The organism is Bradyrhizobium diazoefficiens (genome assembly GCF_016612535.1).
GTDB classification, from domain to species: Bacteria; Pseudomonadota; Alphaproteobacteria; order Rhizobiales; family Xanthobacteraceae; genus Bradyrhizobium; species Bradyrhizobium diazoefficiens_C.
Map to the genome: position 1 here is coordinate 667,565 of NZ_JAENXS010000002.1, position 21,571 is coordinate 689,135.

26 protein-coding genes and 1 tRNA gene are annotated in these 21,571 nt (G+C 62.7%); 14 read left to right on the forward strand and 13 right to left on the reverse strand.

All coding sequences use genetic code 11. From position 1 onward, the window contains the following. Positions 1-187 precede the first annotated feature (187 nt). The 3 genes from JJE66_RS19960 to JJE66_RS19970 all read left to right on the forward strand — a co-directional run bounded on the left by JJE66_RS19960 (position 188) and on the right by JJE66_RS19970 (position 1,083). On the forward strand, positions 188-406 hold the full coding sequence (locus tag JJE66_RS19960; RefSeq protein WP_200516212.1) for a DUF3072 domain-containing protein: 219 nt from the start codon (positions 188-190) through the stop codon (positions 404-406). Continuing rightward, a complete protein-coding gene (locus JJE66_RS19965) occupies positions 403-585 on the forward strand; it encodes a hypothetical protein (protein ID WP_200516214.1) in 183 nt (60 codons plus the stop codon). The genes JJE66_RS19960 and JJE66_RS19965 overlap by 4 nt, the downstream gene beginning before the upstream one ends. Positions 586-765: 180 nt before the next feature. Next, positions 766-1,083, forward strand: coding sequence for a PilZ domain-containing protein (locus tag JJE66_RS19970; RefSeq protein ID WP_200516216.1), 318 nt, complete (start codon positions 766-768; stop codon positions 1,081-1,083). Positions 1,084-1,117: 34 nt separating this feature from the next. Here the strand turns inward: JJE66_RS19970 and JJE66_RS19975 are convergent, their stop codons facing one another. Together JJE66_RS19975 and JJE66_RS19980 are read right to left on the reverse strand one after the other, a co-directional pair. After that, positions 1,118-1,306: a hypothetical protein gene (locus tag JJE66_RS19975; protein ID WP_246756469.1), complete on the reverse strand. Its 189-nt coding sequence runs from the start codon at positions 1,304-1,306 to the stop codon at positions 1,118-1,120. A 112-nt stretch (positions 1,307-1,418) separates the two neighbouring features. After that, a complete protein-coding gene (locus JJE66_RS19980) occupies positions 1,419-1,700 on the reverse strand; it encodes a hypothetical protein (protein WP_200516218.1) in 282 nt (93 codons plus the stop codon). A gap of 463 nt (positions 1,701-2,163) precedes the next feature. On the opposite strand from JJE66_RS19980, the gene JJE66_RS19985 reads away from it, so the two are divergent. Then, a complete protein-coding gene (locus tag JJE66_RS19985) occupies positions 2,164-2,805 on the forward strand; it encodes a glutathione S-transferase family protein (protein WP_200516220.1) in 642 nt (213 codons plus the stop codon). Between the two features lie 180 nt (positions 2,806-2,985). Then, entirely contained in the window at positions 2,986-3,696 is a 711-nt protein-coding gene (locus JJE66_RS19990; protein ID WP_200516222.1) for a transporter substrate-binding domain-containing protein, read from the forward strand. 184 nt (positions 3,697-3,880) lie between these two features. Here JJE66_RS19990 and JJE66_RS19995 read toward each other — a convergent pair whose 3' ends face one another. After that, a complete protein-coding gene (locus JJE66_RS19995; RefSeq protein WP_200516224.1) occupies positions 3,881-4,522 on the reverse strand; it encodes a hypothetical protein in 642 nt (213 codons plus the stop codon). A gap of 306 nt (positions 4,523-4,828) precedes the next feature. Here JJE66_RS19995 and JJE66_RS20000 point away from each other — a divergent pair, with 306 nt between their 5' ends. From JJE66_RS20000 to JJE66_RS20010, 3 genes are all read left to right on the forward strand, one after another. Beyond that, positions 4,829-5,536 carry a DUF4145 domain-containing protein gene (locus tag JJE66_RS20000; RefSeq protein ID WP_200516226.1) on the forward strand — a complete coding sequence of 236 codons (708 nt, stop codon included), beginning with the start codon at positions 4,829-4,831 and terminating at the stop codon, positions 5,534-5,536. A gap of 331 nt (positions 5,537-5,867) precedes the next feature. Further along, positions 5,868-6,320: a VOC family protein gene (locus JJE66_RS20005; RefSeq protein ID WP_200516228.1), complete on the forward strand. Its 453-nt coding sequence runs from the start codon at positions 5,868-5,870 to the stop codon at positions 6,318-6,320. A 413-nt stretch (positions 6,321-6,733) separates the two neighbouring features. Beyond that, entirely contained in the window at positions 6,734-7,372 is a 639-nt protein-coding gene (locus JJE66_RS20010) for a glutathione S-transferase family protein (protein ID WP_200516229.1), read from the forward strand. A 122-nt stretch (positions 7,373-7,494) separates the two neighbouring features. Here the strand turns inward: JJE66_RS20010 and JJE66_RS20015 are convergent, their stop codons facing one another. The 3 genes from JJE66_RS20015 to JJE66_RS20025 are packed head-to-tail and all read right to left on the reverse strand — an operon-like array spanning position 7,495 to position 8,212. Then, positions 7,495-7,662, reverse strand: coding sequence for a hypothetical protein (locus JJE66_RS20015; RefSeq protein WP_200516231.1), 168 nt, complete (start codon positions 7,660-7,662; stop codon positions 7,495-7,497). Positions 7,663-7,667: 5 nt separating this feature from the next. Further along, positions 7,668-7,913, reverse strand: a complete 246-nt coding sequence (locus JJE66_RS20020) for a hypothetical protein (protein WP_200516233.1) — start codon at positions 7,911-7,913, stop codon at positions 7,668-7,670. 44 nt (positions 7,914-7,957) lie between these two features. Beyond that, the gene (locus tag JJE66_RS20025; protein WP_200516235.1) at positions 7,958-8,212 is read right to left on the reverse strand and encodes a PilZ domain-containing protein; all 255 of its coding nucleotides are present in this window, start codon (positions 8,210-8,212) and stop codon (positions 7,958-7,960) included. A gap of 227 nt (positions 8,213-8,439) precedes the next feature. On the opposite strand from JJE66_RS20025, the gene JJE66_RS20030 reads away from it, so the two are divergent. Further along, a tRNA-Glu gene (locus JJE66_RS20030) sits at positions 8,440-8,514 on the forward strand. A gap of 29 nt (positions 8,515-8,543) precedes the next feature. On the opposite strand, the gene JJE66_RS20035 is transcribed toward JJE66_RS20030, so the two are convergent. The 4 genes from JJE66_RS20035 to JJE66_RS20050 form a co-directional block, all read right to left on the reverse strand. Next, positions 8,544-10,151: a hypothetical protein gene (locus JJE66_RS20035; RefSeq protein WP_200516237.1), complete on the reverse strand. Its 1,608-nt coding sequence runs from the start codon at positions 10,149-10,151 to the stop codon at positions 8,544-8,546. A gap of 62 nt (positions 10,152-10,213) precedes the next feature. After that, positions 10,214-11,659, reverse strand: a complete 1,446-nt coding sequence (locus JJE66_RS20040; RefSeq protein ID WP_200518598.1) for a bifunctional class I SAM-dependent methyltransferase/glycosyltransferase family 2 protein — start codon at positions 11,657-11,659, stop codon at positions 10,214-10,216. 178 nt (positions 11,660-11,837) lie between these two features. Then, positions 11,838-13,676, reverse strand: a complete 1,839-nt coding sequence (locus tag JJE66_RS20045; protein ID WP_200516239.1) for an acyltransferase family protein — start codon at positions 13,674-13,676, stop codon at positions 11,838-11,840. A gap of 54 nt (positions 13,677-13,730) precedes the next feature. Continuing rightward, positions 13,731-14,114: a hypothetical protein gene (locus JJE66_RS20050; protein ID WP_200516240.1), complete on the reverse strand. Its 384-nt coding sequence runs from the start codon at positions 14,112-14,114 to the stop codon at positions 13,731-13,733. Between the two features lie 150 nt (positions 14,115-14,264). Between JJE66_RS20050 and JJE66_RS20055 the strand changes: the two genes are divergently transcribed. The 5 genes from JJE66_RS20055 to JJE66_RS20075 all read left to right on the forward strand — a co-directional run bounded on the left by JJE66_RS20055 (position 14,265) and on the right by JJE66_RS20075 (position 18,922). Continuing rightward, the gene (locus tag JJE66_RS20055) at positions 14,265-14,891 is read left to right on the forward strand and encodes a PilZ domain-containing protein (protein WP_200516241.1); all 627 of its coding nucleotides are present in this window, start codon (positions 14,265-14,267) and stop codon (positions 14,889-14,891) included. 158 nt (positions 14,892-15,049) lie between these two features. Then, the gene (locus JJE66_RS20060) at positions 15,050-15,286 is read left to right on the forward strand and encodes a hypothetical protein (protein WP_200516242.1); all 237 of its coding nucleotides are present in this window, start codon (positions 15,050-15,052) and stop codon (positions 15,284-15,286) included. A 619-nt stretch (positions 15,287-15,905) separates the two neighbouring features. After that, positions 15,906-16,946 (forward strand): PrsW family glutamic-type intramembrane protease, encoded by a 1,041-nt coding sequence (locus tag JJE66_RS20065; RefSeq protein WP_200516243.1) that lies wholly within the window; start codon positions 15,906-15,908, stop codon positions 16,944-16,946. 74 nt (positions 16,947-17,020) lie between these two features. After that, positions 17,021-17,599: an HdeD family acid-resistance protein gene (locus tag JJE66_RS20070; protein WP_200516244.1), complete on the forward strand. Its 579-nt coding sequence runs from the start codon at positions 17,021-17,023 to the stop codon at positions 17,597-17,599. Positions 17,600-17,836: 237 nt separating this feature from the next. Beyond that, positions 17,837-18,922 carry a 3-deoxy-7-phosphoheptulonate synthase gene (locus JJE66_RS20075; RefSeq protein WP_200516245.1) on the forward strand — a complete coding sequence of 362 codons (1,086 nt, stop codon included), beginning with the start codon at positions 17,837-17,839 and terminating at the stop codon, positions 18,920-18,922. 59 nt (positions 18,923-18,981) lie between these two features. Here JJE66_RS20075 and JJE66_RS20080 read toward each other — a convergent pair whose 3' ends face one another. From JJE66_RS20080 to epmA, 3 genes are read right to left on the reverse strand one after another with little or no spacing between them, the layout of a single operon-like run. Then, positions 18,982-19,236: a hypothetical protein gene (locus JJE66_RS20080; protein ID WP_200516246.1), complete on the reverse strand. Its 255-nt coding sequence runs from the start codon at positions 19,234-19,236 to the stop codon at positions 18,982-18,984. A 47-nt stretch (positions 19,237-19,283) separates the two neighbouring features. Further along, positions 19,284-20,378: a lysine-2,3-aminomutase-like protein gene (locus tag JJE66_RS20085; protein ID WP_200516247.1), complete on the reverse strand. Its 1,095-nt coding sequence runs from the start codon at positions 20,376-20,378 to the stop codon at positions 19,284-19,286. After that, positions 20,375-21,439, reverse strand: a complete 1,065-nt coding sequence (gene epmA / locus JJE66_RS20090) for an EF-P lysine aminoacylase EpmA (protein WP_200516248.1) — start codon at positions 21,437-21,439, stop codon at positions 20,375-20,377. The genes JJE66_RS20085 and epmA overlap by 4 nt, the downstream gene beginning before the upstream one ends. Positions 21,440-21,571: the final 132 nt, after the last annotated feature.

Genomic DNA, 21,571 nt, shown 5'->3' on the forward strand with positions numbered 1-21,571 from the left:
GCTGATCGCGTTCACGGTATGGGTGATTGGGCTGTAGGCGCGCGGCCCTTCCTGTGAACGCGCAAGAACACCGCGCACGCCAGGTAATTCAGTCCCGTATGTTCCGACCCGCAATATGAGGATGTTCAGGAGAACAAAAAGGAAACCAAGAGCCTGGTCCGACGTTGGTTGGAAAAGGAGATTTGTGATGGCTGACAACACGCAGAAGGACCCGAAGGACTGGGTTTCCGGGGACGACCCGATGACGGGCGCGCAGGAGTCCTACCTCAACACGCTCGCCGAGCAGGCCCACAAGCCCGTGCCGAAAGAAGTGCTGACCAAGGCCGAGGCTTCCGAGCTGATCGACAAGTTGAAGCACGAAGCGGGTCTGGAACGCCCCTCGGGCCGGAGAGTTGGCCGCGCATGAGCAGAGAGTCCCTTGAGCATCAGGCCGATCGGGCCGAGGCACTTGCCGCACAAACCGCAGACGAGGAGGTCAAGCAGACCCTCCTCGATGCGGCGCGGCAGTATCGCAGCAGCCGCCTGATCAAGTCGGAGCCATTCGAGCCGAAGCCGGAATGGGACCTGCCGAAAGAGATCTCCTGACGAAGATTCCTGCGGCTTTTCAGTTCCAGATGCAAGACGCCACGCGGCCGCCCATTTGCGTTCGCCGCGGAGAGCCACCGTCACCAGCATTCGGCTCGGTCCGCGCCTGCTTCCCTTCACCGAAGATCAAGATTCTTGCCCTAATCTGGACGGCTACCTGGGGAGCATCAGGGGCATTCGGTGGGTGAGGGAGAACAACGCAAGGATAGGCGCGTCGCTTTCGAGCGACCGATCGAAGCTCGCGTCATGGCCATCGACGGCACATGGCAGCGCGTCTGCAAGATCTACGACATCTCCGAGATGGGGGCGAAGCTGGTGATCGACGGCGCGGTGACAGACATCGGCCAGAAGGAATTTTTCCTGGTGCTGTCACCCACCGGCTTGGCTTACCGACACTGCGAACTCGCTTGGGTCAATGGCGAGTTCGTCGGCGTTCAGTTCATCAATCGCGGAAGAGCATCGAAGAGAGCGCGTCGCGGCGAAACCCTAGTCAAGTAACGCCTACCGTAACGCGAGTTTCGCACCATCACCTTCACTCGATGTCCTTGGTCACGAAGTGGCATCCAAACGCAATCATGGCCAGCGTAAAGTTCGAGCCCAACAGAACTCGCAAAACCAGGCCCATGTCCTCGCTCACATAGCGGACGTCGTGCCGGTGTGCGTAACGCTCGGGGTGCGCGGCATCGGGGTCCCAGGAGAAATCGTCACGAGCGCAAGCCAAACAACGGTCCCGCACAGCGCCGCGACCCGCACAATCTTTCCCAGCCTTTGAAGCCTGCGCTTCATGCCGCCGTCATCGCGGCCGGATCCGGCCTGATGTTTGCCTGTTGCCGTCACCGCAATTGCAAGCTCTTCAGCGCGGTGAATATGCTGACGACGGCAAAGGCTGGCAGGCTATAGACCACTGCGTTCGCAGCCCATCCAATCACAGTGCCCCAGAAGACGGAATCGCTGAGCGCTCCCCAGAACAGGTACGCTGCGGCCATGCCTGGAAATTCCACGCCCGACCAATCGCTGGTGCCGTCTCTCATCGATGGTATCGACATGAAGACCGTGGAAATCAGAAATCCGATCGCCAACGCCATCATCAAGTTCGTTTTCAGGGTCTGAGCCATGCAACTTAGTCGCGCGACCTCGCAAAGCGTTCACGTGCCCCCCGCGCTGCGCTGGGCGATCGCATATGGCATTTTGGCGGCTTGAGCGCGCGCCTCGTCCTTCGAGACGACCGCGGAGCCTGTCGTCGGGCCGCGCTTTGCGCGGACCCGGTGGCGGTCTCCTCAGGATGAGGCTAAGCGACATCGTGTCCGTTGAAACTGCTGCCGCGCACTCCGTCCTCATCCTGAGGAGCCCGCCAAAGAGCGGGCGTCTCGAAGGACGGCCGCAGGGAAATCGTCCAAATGCGATCGCCTGCCGCGCTGCGGGGCGACGAATATGCGCCAAGCCTTCAGCACATAAGCCTTGAACACATAAGCCCTCAGCACGTAAGCCCCGAGCGCATGTCGGGCCACGACAATCCATTGCGCGACCGGCTTGCCTCTGCGAGTTAATATGCCTGCCCCAATCCAGGAGCGCTGAACTATGCTCACTGTCTATGGCGAAGGTCGTGGCTTCCGTGTTGTCTGGCTGCTCGAGGAATTGGGACTGGCTTATCGGCTGCGCCCGGTCGATCTGCTGGCCGTCGAGAATGATCCCGAGTTCCTCGCGATCAATCCCGCCGGCTTCATTCCCGCCCTGCAAGACGGCGAGACGATCATGGTCGAATCGATCGCGATTCTTCAGTACCTGCTCGCCCGCCACGGCTCGGGTTCGCTTGCCGTCGCCCCGCACGATCCCGCCTTCGCTTCCTATCTGCAATTTCTCCACTTGGGCGAGGCCGGGCTCGCCGGGCCGATGAACGCCGTCTTCGTCGGCCGCGAGCTGGCGCCCGAAGCCGAGCGAGAAGCCCGCGTGACCCGCTGGGCGCGCGAGACCTTCGAGAGCCGGCTGGGGCTGGTGATCCGCCGCCTCGCGGATTGCCCCTACCTCGCCGGCGACCGATTCACTGCTGCCGATATCTCGGTGAGCTACGCCCTCCTGCTCGGCCTGCGAACCGGCAACTACGTCCCCGGTTCGACCGAGCGTGACTATCTCGCCCGCACCACGGCACGCCCTGCCTATGCCCGAGCGATGGAAACCTGCCAGGCCACCAAGGCCTGGGCGGCGAGATCGCCGGGATTGTAGTGCGACTGCGGCTTCGGCCCATGCTCACCCTCTATGGGGTGTTGCCCTTCAATTTGGAATCCGTCGCCTGTTGCACCAATTTAGTGCATTGTCACCGTACTTCCGCCTCGAGCGACCGCTCAAGCCGGGCAAGCGAGGAGCAAAGCCATCGGAGCCGGAAGGCGCCTAGCAGGATGGAGGATGGGAGGTTTTGTGCACCGTAATTCGACTGGCAAGCTACGCGCCGCTCTCATCGCCTCAAATCCAGTCTTGGTGACCCTCCGTCCCGACGGGACTCTCGACGGGGTGTCGGTAGCTGTTGCGCGCGCGCTCGGCGCGTATCTCGGGTTTTCGGTCGAACTCAAGCCTTACGACAATCCCGCGCGCTACAATGAAAGCCTCGCGGGCGATGACTGGGATATCGGGATCGCAGCGCGCGATCCCGCTCGCGCTGACCACCTCGCGTTCAGCGAGACGTTCATGGAAGTCGACAACGGCTATGTAGCACGTCCCGGCACGGCGCTGACAAACGCGGAAGGGGTCGACCAGCCCGGCGTGAAGATTGCAGTAGCGCAAGGAAGCGCGCCACACACCGTGTTGAAGCGCTTAATAAAGAATGCGGAGATCATTTCAATTCCCGGTGGGTTCGAGCCGGCCTGCGAGGCACTGGCGGCAGGCAAGGCTGACGTCTACGGCGACAATCTGCACGTAGCTCATCGCATCGCCGATGCGTTGCCCGGCGCACGCGTATTGCCTGGCCGTTTCAACGTGGTTCAAATGGCTATCGGAGTGCGCAAGCGGGCCGCGTCCGAGCTTTCCACTGTGGATGAGTTTGTGAAGCAGATTCGATCCGATGGCACGGTGCAAAAAGCCATTGCTGAAGCCGGTCTACGTGGGGTACGGGTGCCGTGATCCCATTTGTCCGTAAGACTTGAACCGCATGGTCATCTCTGCAATTACGGTGACGCATTGAACTCGTTCGCTCTAGCCACACAACTTCAGTTACGGGCACAAATTGAAGGCCGAGCGTTTCCGATACCGCGCCCGGTAAGAAGGTGAATTTCCAGCACCGTCACCGTAACTGCCGGAAGGAAGCTCAGGTGTTGGCAGACTCTTTAAGCTGAAGCTTTGGATGGAAGTCGAACTCCTTCACGAGCAACTTGTGAATGGCATTCAGTCGCGTCCACGCCACCTTGACCTCTTCATCCGTTCGCGACTTCATCTCCGCAACCAGCATATTTAGTTCAAGCACCTTCGGAGCCATCTTGTCGTGCTCCTCTTGTGTGAAAGTGGTCGTACCTAGGTTGCCCTTCATCTTTGCCGACATTGACGACATTGCTTCAATGCGCTTGGCCCTATAGGTTTCAAACACCTCAATGACGCCGTTGTGGACGTCGTCGAATGGTCCCAACTCATTGAACTGAAGGGTACTCAGTGACAACAATAGCGCCATCTCATCTGAAGTGAACTTGACGCGGTCCGGCAAGTTCGCCAGCGGCAAAACAACCTGCCAATCTCCTCCAAGGTCGCCGTCAGCGCCGGTCATCTGTCGCTTTTTAGGCTTTAAGGTCTTCTGAAGAACTGCGAGGTTTGAATGAATCCTGAGGAGCTTGAAAAACAAAGAATATGCTTGAGCTTTTCGTGTCTCGAACCTATCGCTGTCCCTATGTGCTTTAGCAGCAGCAAGAGTCCGCTTCTGAGTCCAAAAAGCAACGATCGTACTGATGGTCGATCCCAACAGCGTCCCCCCAACGACGCTAAACACCGCCCACGCGGTTGACACCGTGCTTACGTGTCCGCTCACTTCCGCAGCCAAACCTGCCCCCTAAAGTAGATTCCCCTTCCTGCTACCACGAATTGAATAAGGCCTGTTCAGGAAATACTCGCGATAGTCCGTTGCTGCTTTACTGGTCAATGGAGAATATCTTTGCACCAGCCTCGACTGCCATTTGCGCGAATTCGCTAAGCTAGTGTATCGCCGATCCTCGGGTCGCGTACTACGTGTATTCAGATGAATTGGGCCGTTGTCACGTGAGAACTCAAAATGGCATCGATCAGAGACCTTTGGGTCGAATCTTACTTTGATGTACCACCTTTCCCTTGCCCTCATTGCGATCGGGGAATCCTTCAGCTGCAAAAGAACTCACTGAGGATCGTCGAAACCAAACCTAGCCGCGACGCCATCGCCTCTGGCGATATGCTCATGGAAGATGGAATCTACCGCTATACGCAACTGTTGGAGTGCGCTGCGTGTGGTGATGTAGTCGCGGTGATCGGCAGGGCTGCGCTTGTGCCTGATCCCGCCCGGGTGCCGGAGCAACCGTACACGTATCAGCTTTTTCCTATGGGCTTTTATCCTGCTCCGCCGCTCATATCCCTACCATCGGGGATACCAGACTCGCTTGCCGACGAGTTGAGGGCATCCTTCGGCCTGTTTTGGGTCGATTTGGGCGCTTGCGCTAATAAGATGCGGGTCAGCGTTGAAAAGGCATTGGACGAGTTGGCTGTCCCTGAAGCACCAACCCTATTCAGGCGCATCGACGCTTTTAAGCATGTCGATCCCGAACATGCTGAGAGCTTTGACGCCCTTCGACACGTTGGCAACGTTGGGAGCCACGAAGGAGATAATACTCGCGAGACCATTCTCGACGCCTTCGAGGTGTACCAAGATGCAATCCGAAACCTTTTCGGCGGGCACCGACGCCACATCGACTTGTTGAGAAAGAGGATCATCGCCTCCAAAGGAAAGTAAGAACGTACGGTTTTCCTGGCGCCGCTCCGCCGCAGAAGTGTTTGCCGGTTGTCATCCGGCGGTTTTTTTTGGTTTGTTATCGACGCCTCGCCTTCGGCGCGCCCCCCAACCCCACCGCCCTGCATTAAAGGGTGCGGACAGACAGGGCCATTACGGAGAGAGGAGTCTGGGATGCGCGCCTGCATCATCCGAATGCGGTTGGAACGGCACGAGAACCGGTGACACGCAATTGACACGCAACACCCTGCCCCTCCCCCCACTTTCCTGCTATCTCCTACCCGCCGTCCGGCCCCAAACCAAAAACCCTCCGACCACCCAGGGAGCAACAACCATGCGATACCTCCACACCATGCTGCGCGTGCGCAATCTCGATGTTGCGCTGAAGTTTTATCAGGATGCGCTGGGACTGAAGGAGGTGCGGCGGATCGAGAACGACAAGGGGCGGTTCACGCTGGTGTTCCTGTGCTCGGATGACGACCTCCAGGCACTGAAGAAGCAGCCGCAAACGCGCGGCGCGCCGCTGGTCGAGCTCACCTGGAATTGGGACGAGGAGACCTATGGCGAGGACCGCTTCTTCGGCCATCTCGCCTATGAGGTCGACGACATCTACGCCACTTGCGAGAAGCTGATGAAGGCCGGCGTCACCATCAACCGTCCCCCGCGCGACGGCAACATGGCCTTCGTCCGCTCGCCAGATCTGCACTCGATCGAGCTGCTCCAGAAGGGCGAGCCGAAGGCGCCGGCCGAGCCGTGGTCGTCGATGCCCAACACCGGCCATTGGTAGGCCCGTCAGCAGGAACCACCACTGCTTCCCCGCGTTCACACTCCAGGACAATGCAATTGGAGGAGAACGCGATGGGACGCGGAATTTTGTTGTGGCTGTTGGGCGTGCCGATCCCGGTGATCATTCTGCTGTGGCTGTTCTTCGGCCATTGATCTCCGCGCAAACGCATTTTGCGTTTGTCGCGCAGCCGGTTACTCTGCAATGAAAGCTCCGCCCGTGGCGGAGCTTTTTGCATGAGAGGCGCGCAGCAATCGCCGTCGCTGTGCGCGCAGGATTCCGCTATCACCCGCGCGAGGTGGCCTTGTAGCCCGGACGGAGCGCAGCGTAATCCGGGACCCTGGCGGCCGAAGCCCCCCGGATTGCGCTTCGCTCCATCCGGGCTACGACAGCGATAACGCCGCGGGAGACGCTTGATGCCGGACACACAGCTGACGATCTGGGGCCGCGCCAATTCGGTCAACGTGCAGAAGGTGCTTTGGTGCCTCGCCGAGCTGGCCTTGCCCTACGAGCGCATCGACGCCGGCATGAGTTACGGCAAGACCCGCGAGGCCGATTATCTCGCGATCAACCCCAATGCGCGGATCCCGACGCTGGTCGAAGGCGACTTCAGCTTATGGGAATCCAATTCCATCATGCGCTATCTCTGCATGGCGCACGGGCGCGGCACGCCGATCTATCCGGAGGCGCCGAAGCTGCGCGCCGGCGTCGACCGCTGGCTCGACTGGACGCTGTCGATGGTGCAACCGGTCGATCGTCCGGTGTTTTGGGGCCTCGTGCGCACGCCGGCGGCCGAGCGCGACATGATCAGGATCCAAGGGGATGCCGATGCGGCCGCCGAGGTCTGGGCGATTGCCGACCGCCTGCTCGCCACGCGGCCCTTCATGGAAGGCGACGCGTTCACGCTCGCCGATATCGCGATCGGCGCCTATGCGCGGCGCTGGCTCGGGGTCGAGGGGATCACCCGGCCGGCGCAGCCGAACCTGACGCGCTGGCTCGCCGAGCTCGGCAAGCGGCCCGGATTTGCCCGGCACGTGGCCCCGCCGATGTCGTGAGCCGCTGACGCGGCTTAAGCTGCGGTGAGATCACTCTGAATGGCGCCAGGCGCGCATCACGCCCAATGCGGGGCGTCTACTGTGCATGGGGTTGTTTTCGCGGTTTTTGTTGTGGGCCTGCCCTAGCGCCAGCCGCGCTCGACCGCGACCACGCAGATGATCAGCACGAGCGTCACCACGGCCGTCCCCAGCCGTGCCGTCCAGCTCAGGCCGCGGCCGACCCACCACAGCAGCGCGCAATACATCAGCGCGGGAACGAGGAGATCGAGCCGTATCAGATCCGGCGACATCGGTGCTAGCGCCGGACCGCGGTATCGACGCTGACCGAGCCGCCGATCTTCACGCAGGTCCCGGTCGCCTCGACCCTGCTGAAGCCGCGGCCATAGGAGGCGCACGCGTTCGCCTTCGCCGCGCCGGTGGCGCCCTTCAGCGGCAGGGTCTTGCCGGCCTGCCCAGGCTCGGCGGGCGGCAGGCGCAAGGTCTCGGCCGCTGCCGCGGAGGCGGCTGCGAGAAAGGCGAGAAGGAGGACGATGGCGCGCATACGCGCCTTTTAGCCCGAGCCCGCGCCGGGCGCTATCCGGGCCGTCAGAGGAACCGGATGCCGGCCGACTTGCCGCGGCGCCAGACCACCTGGCAGCTCTGCCCGGTCCGCGCGTCGCGCGAGAACGCCATCCGGATCACACCCGGCAGCTGGCTCGCATCCTCGTCCATCGTGATCCTGGCACCCGAGGCCGAGATGTCCTCGACCAGACAATGCCGCGCCGCGAACCCGCCCTCGAGCGTGATCCAGGCGTGCCGCGACAGCAGTTTGCGGGCCGCGCGCTTCTTGGGCTGGGGCATTGGCTTGAAAATCTCCCGCTCCAGCGCTACCTCAGGGAACCCTAAGAAACGGTTGAAATCGCCGCCCGAATGATCCCGGGAAAGCTATCCACCGGGTGGCAAATGACCGGTCCCGAACGGCTTGCCCGCGAGCCCAAAGGCAACTATACGTTCGCCCGCCGCAAGCCGCCGGGCCCGACTCGGACGGCCGGCGGCCGTGCCGCGAAAAGCGGCGTGGCCTTGCGTTTGCTCCCTTCGTCTATCGGTTAGGACGCCACCCTTTCACGGTGGAGAGAGCGGTTCGATTCCGCTAGGGAGCGCCAAGCACTCCATATCCTTCACCGCCGGACCCTCACCGCTCGCCCAGGAAGCTCTCGCGCACCTTCGCGCAGGCGAGCCCGACGGTATAGACGTGGATCCCCTCGATCACGCAATGATCCGGCTCGAGCGCCAAGAGCCCGATCGAATTTTCAGCGTCGAGCGGCGCCGCCGAACGGACGATGATGCAGGGGTAGTCCTCGCTGAGCTTTGCATAGCTGGTGGGGCGAAAATTGTTCTTCAGGACGTGCGTGTAGATGTTGTGGTCCAGCAGCGGCACCGTGAAGGCGCGGGCATAAGCCCTGGAAAACCTCTCCCGCATCGCCTGGTCACCCCAGGGCTGCAATGTCATGTCCCAGCCGTGGTTCATGTCGTTCTCCGGCGCGCGCACGAACATTCCGGAGACGTTGGCGCAGGCGGGACCGGCCGCGACCACCGCCTTCGAGAGCCTGGCTCCGATCGCATTCGACGCCGACGATTGCAGCGCGACGGCGCGGGCGTCGATCAGCGTCGCCGCGCTCACGACAGCGCACAGGCTGCCCACCAGCAGGCTCAGCGCAGCCGACGGGATCGCCGGGGCCAGACGCCTGACCTGCACCACGAGCAGGACGAGGACGCCGCCGGTCAGGACCCACGGCGCCATCATGTAGTGAAGCGCGAAATGCTTCGACGTCGCCACGAGATGCGCGGCAAAGATCAGGACGGCGGCACTGAGCGTCAGGGTGACCGGATCACGCCAGTCGCGCGTCTTGACGCACCAGGCCAGCACCGCGGCCGCGGCTGCGACGTAGACGCCCGGCACGAACGGCGCCGATGCAGCGATCTCGCGCATGTTGGACCAGAACGTTCCGAAGTCGATGAACCCGGGCTCACCCTCGCCGTAATTTCCCTTGTGGGTCGCGATTTGCGCGAGCCAGCCGAAACCGCGCGTGATCGTTCCGGGATTGAAGATCAGACTGAAGCCAACGAAGCCGATCGCCCCGGTGATCATGGCGGCGACCAAGGCCCGCCTGTTTCTGAGCAGGCACACCGCGAACAGCGCCTGCGGTAAATAGAGATATTTGGTCGAGAACCCGAGCGCGAAGACCAATCCGGACACGACCCCGAGGCTGGTCGCCGGCGGATGCTCGTCGAGCGCAGCCTTGATGACGATCGCCATGCCGAACAGGGCGATCGCGACCATGAGGCTTTCCGGAGCGAGCACCATCTGAAAGTGGAACGCATCGGGATGGACGAACGCGCCCGCCTGGAACAGCATTGCAGCCATCGCGCTGCGCGTCGTCCGCCCGACGATGAGCCCGCCCCCCAGCAACGCACCGGTGAGCACCAGCGCCTCGCAGGTCCGCGCCGCGTAGGTGATCGCATCGTAGTGCTTGAGCCCGAACGCGACGATATCCTCGGGCCGGGCGACCAGGGCCCAGCCCCTGATGATCAGCTCGACCAGCAGCGTCGTTGTCGTTCCCGGATGGTCGAATTTCAGCGAGCCGTATCCAGCTGCCGCCACCAGCCCGTTCATCGTGTACGCCGATTCCGGATCGACCTGGACGCCCCAGACCGCCTGGTAGGCCGAATAGAGCAACGTCGCCGCCAGATACAGCGACGGCATCATGAGGATCAGCAGAGTTCTCAGCCGTCCGCTCATGCGTTCGTCGGGAAAACAGCACTCGTCTGACATCATCGTGGTCGAACCGTAGTTCCCACGGCCTAGATCGCCTTGATCTTGATAAAGGCGAACGCCACCATTTTCAGCAGCATCCAGCCGTGGCGAAACCTGGATATCTGGGTCTCGCCATAGGTGCGCGCGGCGTAGCGAATCGGAAGATCGACCGATTTCAGATTGAGCTTCGATGCGCCGAAGATCAGGTCGAAATCGCCGAACGGATCGAAATCACCGAAATAGGCCTTGCCGGCCTTCAGCCGCTGATAGTCACTGCGGCGTAGAACCTTGGTGCCGCACAGCGTGTCCGTATAACGCTGATTGAGCAGCCAGGAGAACAGATAGGAGAAGATCTTGTTGGCGATCAGGTTGAGGAAACGCATCGCGCCCTCGTCCATGGGATAGACCAGGCGCGATCCATTGACGAACTCGCCCTTGCCCGACAGCAGCGCATCGACGAATTTCGGAATCTGCTCCGGCGGCATGGTCAGGTCGGCGTCGAGAATGATCAGCACGTCGCCGCGCGCCGCGTCGAACGCGGTGAAGACGGCGTCGGCTTTGCCCTTGCCGGGCTGGCGCATCACCTTGATGTCCTTGGAAGGATGCGCCCGCTTGACCCGTTCCATCTCCTCAAAGGTGCCGTCCTGACTGTGGCCTTCGATGAAGATGATCTCGATGTCGCTGCAAAAGTCCGGGATGCGCAGGACCGCCGGCTCGATATTGCCGCGTTCGTTGCGCGCCGGGACGACAACGGTCGCCGAGCAAAATTCCTCCCTCGCTCTGCGGCTGGAGCGCGCAACCAGATAGTGCCTGAGCGCCATCTGGCGGATTCCTGGCAACACGCTGACGAAACGGTTGAGAAAGCGCCCGAGCCCGAACATCCGGGCCGGTGAGAGCACGCGTTGCTCCGACTTGACCGGATCGAAATCCGCAAGCCTGGCAAGGCTGCGCAGGTCAGAGGGCGACAGCACGTTCTGATCCGGCTGCGGCATCCGCCGGCCGATGAGCTCGGCGAATTTCAGCAGGGGATACCAGAGGTGAGAAAAATAGCCGATCACCAGCCGCGTATCCCGCGTGCAGAACGGATGCAGCTGGGCGATGAATTTCTGACAATCCTCCAGCGAGCCGATCGTATCGAGGACGACGATGTAATCGAACGGACCTTGCAGCGCATCGAGCGTGGCGGGATCCTCGGCATCGCCTTCCACGAAAGTAAGATCGGGGTGACGCTGCCGCGCGATCGCGATTTGCTTGCGGCAGAAATCCACCCCGACGCCATGTGACGGCGCGAGACTCGCGAGCGTATCGCCAATGCCGCAGCCGATGTCGAGGACGCGACATCCCGGCGGGATCAGAAACCGCAGATAGCGTTCGTCCTCGTCGTGGAAGAAGCTGTTCTTTGCGCGCCAGGCCACGCGATCGGCGGCAACACGTTCGGCGTGATCGAGAATGCCTGCTTTCCGCGGCGACAGGCAGCCGGACATGACGGTCATGTCCATGACAAGACACAGGCCTCATTGAGCCTGCGCGAACGAAAATCGACTGAAAAACCGAATGCGGCGGCGCAAGACACCGCAGCCAAGAAAATAGACATCAAAATGGTCCCCCCAGACCTCTCGGTACTCAAGCGCAACAGGGGGACGAGATCAACAGGAAGATTGTCAACGAAGATTATTGGATATGTCTGCTGTCGGGCCCATGAAAGAGGTCCCGGCCGATGGCGTCGACGACCAGCTTCGCCCCACCCGGCGACAGATGAATCGCATCCGTTGCGATCACCTCACCGGCAGGCGTCCGGACGAGGCATTGCCGCTGGTCGCAGAGCACCTTCCGCACCGACACGAAATCAACGCCGGCGGATTTGCCGAAATCCGCCATCAATTCGTCCTCGGCCGGGCCCGACACGCCGGTCCCGAGCCGGTCCGGCAGCTCGTGCGCGAAGCGATAGTGGTTGATGATCGCGTGCGGAAGCGTGCGCTTCCATACCGGCGGCGGCCCGAGAACGACCACACGGGGAACGCCGGCGCTTCGAAGTGCGGCAATGGTGCGGCTTAATTTCGTCAGGTCGTTGTCAAAGCCCCACATGGCATACAGCACCACGACCTCGGGGCGAGACGCCGCGATCAGCGCGAAGGCCTTGCCGTTGGCTTCGGTGCATGCGGCGCTCGGTCCGGCATCGATGATCGGCGCACAGCCCGGCGCCGTGAAGCGCGCCACCCGGAACGAGGTTTTCCTGGCTGCGTCGCTCACGGCCGGATAGAGGGCCGCGGCATTGGAATCGCCCCATAGCAGGAGCAGCGGCTTGCCGCCCTGTTCGACGCAGCTTGTATCGAAACTGCTCCCCGCCGCCTCGAGGAAGCAGTGGTCCCTGAAGGCAGGATTGTCGTCGGTGCTGACGGCCGCGATCGCTTGAAGCTCCGGCGGAAATCGCCAAAGGAAGCCGGCCGATGCGATCGTCACCAGGCCGATCGTGCCAATCGATGCCAGGGCGATCGACAAGGCCGGCACCACATTGCGCCGATGACGGAGCGGCAATTCGATGAAGCAGTAGGTCACGATCGACAGCACAATCGCGGCAAGAACTGCGGTCCAGATCTCGAGAAAATTCGGCACCCCGTGCCGCAGGATTCCGAGATACGCCAACAACGGCCAGTGCCAGAGGTAGAGCGGGTAGCTGACAAGTCCGAGCAGAACGGCGGGCCGACTCGACAACAGCACGCGGTTGGTCGCGGCGCTCGGCGACACGATGACAAGCGCGGCGCCAAGGACGGGGACGAGCGCCAACGCGCCCGGAAATGGCATCGATCGGTCGAACAGCAGCGCGGAAGCCACGATTGCGCCAAGGCCGATGGCTCCGAGGAAATGACTGCCGCTTTTCCTGACGAGATTGGCTTCGGCCAGGAGCCCGCCGATCAGCAACTCCCAGGCGCGTGGCAGCGGCGCGTAGAAGCCCCAGTCCGGGTTCACCCTGGCCAGGATCACGCTGGCGCCCAATGACGCCAGGATCGCGCCGAGGATGTACCTCCGACGATAGAACGAGCGCATCAAAAGCACGAGCGCCAGCGGCCAGAAGATATAGAACTGCTCCTCGACGCCGAGTGACCAGAGATGAAGCAGCGGATTTTCCGCAGCGAGCGGCGCAAAATAGCCGAGCTGCTCGAGCTGGAACAGGTTCGAGGTGAACAGCGCGCTGGCAGCGATGTTTTCTCCCAACAGACGAAACGGCTGGGGGAGCAAGATGGACCAACCGATCGCATAGGTGGCCAGGAGAACCGCGATCAGCGCCGGAAATATCCGCTTGATCCGCCGCGCGTAGAATGTCGCGAGCGGTATGCCGCCGGGCGCGAGCAGGATCCGCGTGATCAGAAATCCGGAGATGACGAAGAAGACATCGACGCCGACGAAGCCGCCGGGCAGCATCCAGGGATGCGCGTGATAACCGACCACCAGCAGGATCGAAACAGCACGGAGCCCGTCGATATCTGGCCGATAATTTTCGGACGGCGTCATTGCCCCTGCACTAGCCGCATTCACCGCAAGACACAATCAGACATGCGATAGCATTTATTTGAAATGAAGCTGTCCGGCCGGGGCTTGGTCGCTTGGAATGCCGGGCGACGAGCGGGCAAAATCCGTCACCATCGAAGCGATCGCGACGTTTGCGCTACGGCACGCATTGCCGTGGGTCGGAAAGATCAGGTGCGACAGCCTGACCTGGAAGACGATCAAGCTCGCCGTGGCCATTGGCGCGTTGGCGCTGCTGCACGGGCCTCTCTGAACGCCGCCGTTCAGGTCGGGCGAAGAACCGCTCGTCAGGTCTCCGCCAGCCTGTGCGGCCAGTTTTGGCAAGCCCGATTCATCGACAAATGCCGGAACGGCCGAAGCAGCGATCCACGCGGGCTCCGCCGCGGTCGCAGTGACGTGGTTGTGAACGTTCACGCCCAGCAATCGGGTCGTTTTGCCGCTTACCCCGGAACACTACCGCCTCGTTGATTTACCGGAAATTAACCCCTGCTCCTGAGCGCCGGTATCATTTGCTTAGAAATTGATCGCTATACCGTGGAATTACGGAAACAGTCCGAAACACGATTGGCGCCCATGTCCGTCGCAGAGTTCCTCAGGCAGCGTGCCGTCGAAGTGACCGTGAGCGGCAGCTATTCGCTGCATCGCTGGTACGATTGCGAGGGCAAGCTGCGAAACTTCGCCTGCCGCACCAAGCGCGTCTCACCCTTCCGCATGATCGTGGACGTGCCGGTCGTCGGCAAGATCGGCGAGCGCGTGACGTCCTACTTCCAGGACTTCGGCGAATTCCAGTGCACCATCAGCGCGACGCTTAAATCGGGCTTCCTCATGGAGCTCGATATGACGCGGGCGCGCCGTGCCTGGATGTCGGAAAAGCTGACCTGGCTCGAGAAGAAGCAAAAGGACGACAGCATCCAGGAGCTACGGCGCGACGCGCGCTACGTTCCGCAGTCCTCGCATACCGTCCTGACGCTCGCCGACGGCTGCAGCCATCCGTGCTTCATCATCGACGTCTCCACCGCCGGCGTCGCGATCTCCTGCGAATATGACCCGCCGGTCGGAACCCCGCTTGCGGTCGGCGCCTGTGTCGGGCGCGTCATCCGCAAGTTCGACAACGGCTTCGCGGTGAAGTTCGCCGAGAAGCAGCAGCGGGACGACCTCGCCCGCCTGGTCGTGCGCCAGACCGTGCCGCAGCCGGCCTGAAGCCCGCCGGACCAATCCGTCCCGCACCATCAGCTGGAGTGAGCGGCCGCCTTACCGCCAACATCGCCGCCCTATCGCGGCCCCATTGCGGGATCAGCTTTTTGACGGTCCGCGCCTCGTGCCGGGCTTGATTTGCAGACTTGCGATCGGGGGACCGGATGGCAGTCGACAAGATCACCAGGGTTGGCCGGGTCACCGAGCCCGGGCGCTACATGTACACGTTCGGCTGGCTCACCATCACCGCCTGCGATCTGGATATCTGGAAGCAATATCCGCAGGCGGCCTTTACGCTACTCGGGCAGCACACCTTGTCCGACGAGGTCGCCGGCGAGGAATTCCATCTCGGCGCCTTCGATATCGCGCCTGACGCGCTACCGCCGTTTACCACCCATTGAGGGCGGAAAGCGCGGACCCAGGTCACCTTGTGGGAGCCGGGGTTCGAACCGGAGCAAGCAGTGCTTTGTGTGAGACGCCGTTGTGCACGCCGCAGGCCCGTTCGGGAATGCATGGCATGCGGGTTGCTTGATCAACGCCATGATAAAGATACCTCCCGCCGACCGGGCCTTCCTGCTGCTGCTCATCGTCTTCAGCCTCGGCACGTGCCTCGTGCGCGCCTTATAGGAACTAGAGCAGGTGCGGGCGCGCCGGACTGCGCCACCACCCCGCGGACGCACAACGAAGCGTGACTGGGCCGTTCCGACCGCCTGCGCGTTGTCCGGCGCGAGGCATTCCGCCTCTGGACTCGCTGCTCGCACGCGTGCATCGTGAATCGAAGAAACCCGCACATTGCCTTGATCTGACTTATCAATCACGATCCGATGACAGGCGCGCAACCGCTGCGGCCGATGACGAATTGGCTCTGTCATGCAATTGATTGCGCTCGTATTCTACATTTGGAAGTCCTGATGAACGCCAGCTGTCACGCTTGTTAAGCAACGGGACAGCGAGTTCATGACAGATGGTCGCATCAGGAGACGTAGATAAGCGGACCAAGGGAACCTAATTTCGGCGCCGATGTATCTGATTGAAGCGTTACCCACCGTCATCGGAACGGCCGCCATCGCCCCGGCGCTGCTGATGCTGTGGCTCGTCATTGCCGCCGAAGAACGCCCCGGACCGCCGGCCCAGGTCTGGACCGCCTTCCTGCTCGGTGCCGCCAGCATTTCGCTACTGGGTCTCGCCCGCGCACCCTTCACCAAGATGGTTGCGGCACCCGACAATCCCTGGGCCGCGCTCGCCATGCATTCGGTCTTCGGCGTCGCGGTGCCCGAGGAGGCGGTGAAGGTGATCGCGATCGTGCTGGTCTCCTCGACCAAGCGGCGGACCTTCGCCAACCCCATGGACACCGTGGTCTATGGTGCCGCAGTCGGCCTCGGCTTCGCCGCCTACGAAAACCTCGCCTATCTGGTCCAGCATGCCGAGATGTGGCGGTCGCTGGCGGCGCTGCGCAGCGTGCTCACCGTGCCGTTCCACGGCGCGCTCGGCATCATCGCCGGCGCCTATCTGACAATCGCGCGCGCCGGCACGGCGCTGGGGGCCAACCGCCGTCATCGCGACTGGTCCCGGCTCTCCAGCCGCCTGCTGATCTTCGCAGGCCCCTTGGCCCTGCATTCGGCCTTCGACTTTCCGCTGCTCACGCTTCAGCGCATGCCGGATCTCGATCCCAGCTTGCGGATGTGGCTCGGCGCCGCGAGCCTCCTGATCGGCTTCAGCTCGATCGCCTTTGCCATGCGCCTGGTGCGGCGCGTCGCCCGCCATCATGCGCCGCGGACCGAGATCGCGCGCGAGCGGCTCAGCCAGTTGCGGCGGATGTGGGCGCTGTGGCTTGCCGGCGGCGGTGTCGGCTTCCTCGGCCTCGCCTTCGTGCTGACCTCGATCCACCACTGGCTCATAAACCCTGAGCGCAATCTCACGCTGGCGCTGATCCCGATCGGCCTCACCTCGATCCTGCTCGGCCTTGCGCTGCTGGCCGTCACGACCGCGATCTACGTTCTCGGCCGCAACCGCATCCGCACCAGCGGCGAAGGTTTTTCGTCAGCGCATGGCGGCGGTTGATCCGCGGGATGGCAAGCGCGGTGTGGGCGTACTAGATTGAGCCGCATCCGCTTCCTGTGACGTGAGAGGCCATCATGACATCGCCCGAGGACTTTTCACGGCTGCAATCCGCGATGAGCCAGGCGGTGAAAGCGCATTGGAAGGCCTTCCTGTTCGAGGGCATCCTGCTCGCCGTTCTCGGCGTCGCCGCGCTGATCCTGCCGCCGTTCGCGAGCCTCGCGATCGCGATATTCCTCGGCTGGATGTTCGTGATCAGCGGCATCGGCGGCTTGATCGCGACGTATTGGGCGCGCAGCACACCCGGCTTCTGGTGGTCACTGGTCTCGGCCGCGCTCGCCGTGCTCGCCGGCATGCTACTGTTGGCGCGGCCGATGCAGGCCGTGCTGACGCTGACCATCGTGCTCGGCGCCTATTTCCTTGCGGAGGGCGTCACCACCATCATGTACGCGCTGGAGCACCGTCGCGAGCTGAGCGGCCGCTGGTCGTGGCTGCTGATCTCGGGCCTCGTCGACATCGCGATCGCGTTCATGGTGATCACGGGACTGCCGAGCACGGCGGAATGGGCCATCGGCGTGCTCGTCGGCATCAACCTGCTGTTCGGCGGCGTCACCTTGATCGGCATGGCGCTTGCGGCACGCAACAGCAACACCTGAGACGCCTCGTTGCGCCCTCCGCCGATTTGGGGGGTGACAACCTGCCAATGGCACGCTATATGAGCCGCCATGATCACCGTTGCCACCAGCTTTTATTGGTACTTTAGCTACGACAGCTCGCTGGCGGTGGGAGGATCACGCTCAATCTGACAAATTGCAGCATCTAGTCCGAACAGCCGCCAGACCTGGCGGCTTTTTTATTGGCCGGCAGGTTCGAGAAACAGACAGGAGCCCGCCGTGCTGAGCACGACCGACGATCTTCGTATCCGCGAACTGAAAGAGCTGAGCACGCCTGAGGAGGTGATGCGGGAGGTCCCGCGCACCCTCACGGCAACCCGTGTGGTGATGGCGGCGCGCAACGCCATCCATGCCATCCTCAACGGCCAGGACGACCGGCTTCTCGTCGTCGTCGGCCCCTGCTCGGTGCATGATCCGAAGGCTGCAATCGACTACGCCGAGCGGCTGGCAAAACTGCGTGAGGACCTTGCCGATCAGCTTGAGATCGTGATGCGGGTCTATTTCGAGAAGCCGCGCACCACCGTCGGCTGGAAGGGCCTGATCAACGATCCTGATCTCGACGGCAGCTTCGATATCAACAAGGGTCTGCGGCTGGCGCGCAACGTGCTGTCAGCGGTGAACAATCTCGGCCTGCCGGCCGGCGCCGAATTCCTCGACATGACGACGCCGCAATACATCGCCGACCTTGTGTCCTGGGCCGCGATCGGCGCGCGCACGACCGAGAGCCAGATCCACCGTGAGCTGGCCTCAGGCCTGTCCTGCCCGGTCGGATTCAAAAACGGCACCGATGGCAATGTGCGGATCGCGGCGGACGCAGTGAAATCGGCCTCGCATCCGCATCATTTCATGGCGGTGACGAAACTCGGCCGTTCAGCGATCGCATCGACTGCGGGCAACGAGGACTGCCACATCATCCTGCGCGGCGGCAGCAAGCCGAATTACGATGCGGCAAGCGTGGCGGAGGCCTGCAACGATCTGGCGAAATCCGGTGTCGCGCCACTGGTGATGGTGGATGCGAGCCACGCCAATTCGAGCAAGAATCCGGAAAACCAGCCGCTGGTCACCGCCGACATCGCCGGCCAGATATCCGGCGGCGAGAGCCGCATCATGGGCGTGATGATCGAGAGCAATCTCGTTGCCGGCCGCCAGGACGTGGTGCCGGGCAAGCCGCTCGTCTACGGCCAGAGTATCACCGATGGATGCATCGATTGGGCGACCACGGCAACCGTGCTCGGGCAGCTCGCCGATGCGGTCGAGATCCGGCGCAACACCGCGCGCGCCGGACTGCACGAGCGCTCCGCGTAGGCTGGGCCAAAGGCGGGCGGGGCGACGCTGTTCGCGCCCTGCCCGCAAGGGTCTTTGGCTCAGCAGCCGCGGCAGATGCTCTTGATCTTCTTGTCGAGCGCTCGGTTTTCCTTACTCAGGGGATCGTTGGGATCGCTGATATTCTTCTCATTCGGCACGTCGCCGGCTCGCGGCTGGCGGTGACCAACCGGCGCCGACGGCGTCGAGCCGGACGTCGCCCCGCCCGATGTCGACGAGCCCTTGGTGCCGGTCTGCGCGACGGCCACGCCGCCGAACAACACCAGAAGCGACAGTGCCACGACGATCTTCCTCATTTTGCTGCTCCATTCCGCAAAGCCGGCGCCCCCTCGTCCTTCACCGCTCAGATCTCGGGCGGATAGAGATGAACGTCGCCGCAATAATCTACGATACGATAGCGCGTTTCCGATTCCGCTTCACGCTCATCAGGTGCGGTATTTCGCGCCGCCAACACATAATTCGGGCCCACCGGCGATTTGCCGGCGCCGCCGGGAATATCGATGACGTAGTCCGGCTGACACAGCCCTGACACCCGCCCGCGCAACTGCCGCATCAACTCCTGCCCTGCCGCGAGCGTAGTACGCAGATGTGCCGTGCCCGGCGCGAGATCGCCGTGATGCAGGTAGTAGGGCTTGACCCGGCACTCGACGAAAGCCCGCATCAAATCCGACAAGGCGGCGACGTTGTCATTGACGCCGCGCAAAAGCACGGACTGGCTCACCATCGGAATCCCGGCATCGACCAGCTGCGCACAGGCGTCTCGCGCCGCTTCCGTCAGTTCGCGCGCATGGTTGGCATGCAGTGCGACCCAGGTGGTCGCGCCTTCGACCCTCAGGGCAGCGACCATCTCGTCGCTGATGCGCGCAGGCTCGGCCACCGGCACGCGGGTATGAAGGCGGATGATCTTGACGTGATCGATGCCGGCAAGATCGGCCATGATCTCGCTCATCCGGCGCGGCGACAGCATCAGCGGATCACCGCCGGTCAGGATCACCTCCCAGATCTCGCTATGCGAACGGATGTAATCGATCGCCGCACGATAAGCGCTATCAGAGAGCGCGTTCTCCTTGCCAGGTCCGACCATCTCGCGACGGAAGCAGAAACGGCAATAGACGGCGCAGACATGAACAAGCTTGAACAACACGCGATCGGGATAGCGGTGCACGATGCCGGCGACCGGCGAATGCGGGTGATCGCCGATCGGATCGGCGTTCTCGCCGGGCTTCCTCTCTAGCTCTGCGGCGGTCGGAACGAACTGGCGGGCGATCGGGTCATCGGGATCTGAGTTGTCGATGAGTTCGACCAGCGCCGGCGTGATCGCGACCGCATAGCGCGCAGCAACGCGTTCGAGCACGGGCAGCGCCGCGGCGGGCACGAGGTCTGCGGCCACCAGTTCGGCCGGCTCGCGCAATGTCCGTGCAAGATTGGTTTTCGTCATGTCTCACTTAACGTTTCATCTGCAGGCGGCGTCCACACCACCTGATCAATCCGTGTTGCGCCGCTTGCCAGCATCACCAGCCGGTCGAAGCCGAGAGCGACACCGCTCGCCTCCGGCATGGCGGCAATCGCGGCCAAAAAGTCTTCGTCCAGCGGATAGGCCTCGCCGTAGCGACGCTGCTTTTCCGCCATGGATTCAGTGAAACGCTTGCGCTGCTCCCCAGCGTCAGTCAACTCTCCAAAGCCGTTGGCGAGTTCGACTCCGCAGCCATAGACCTCGAACCGTTCCGCGACCCGCGGATCGTCTGCCTTCACCCGCGCCAGCGCCGCCTCTGGAGATGGGTATTCGAACAAAATGGTCAAACGCCCCTGCCCCAGATGCGGCTCGACATGCTCGACCAGGACCTTGCTGAAGATGTCCGACCAGGTGTCGTCCTCGGCCACGCGAACCTTGCCGGCGGCCGCCCGAGCGAGCGCGGCACGGTTACCCTCGTTGCCTGAGATTGTCGACAGCAGGTCAATGCCGGCGAAGCGCTCGAAGGCGCCTGCGACCGTCAGCAGCTCCGGCTCGGCGAAGGGGTCGGCGGTCCGGCCCCGGAACGCGAAGGTCCCGATCCCGGTCGCCTGCGCAGCCCGAGCGATGACAACCACAGTGTCGGCCATAATGGCATCATAGAGCGCACCCGCCCGGTACCATTCCAGCATGGTGAATTCGGGCAGATGGAGGTCGCCGCGCTCACGGTCGCGGAATACGCGGGCGAACTCGAAAATCCGCTCTTCGCCGGCCGCCAGCAGCTTCTTGCAGGCGAATTCGGGCGAGGTCCGCAGATAACGGCCGGCCCGGCTGCCATCGGGCCGGATGAGCTCGGTCCGGGGGGCGTGAAGATGGGTCTCATTGCCCGGGGAGACCTGGAGGACGGAGGTTTCGACTTCGACAAAGCCCTGCTCGGCGAAAAAGCCCCTGAGAGACCCGGTGATGGCCCCCCTGGCTTGGAGGAACGGCCGCCGGTCAAGGTGCCGCCCGGGCGTCCAGAACGGCGAAATCGGCTTGTCCCCAGCCATTAACCGACCGCCCCCTGAGCCAGCAAAATGCTGGCATTCAATGACAAAATGCGTATGTTGCGGCCCGAAACGGGCGCCAAGGTCTGATTTGAGGCCCCAGGACCCCCATCAATTTGACCACGTCCTGGCCGG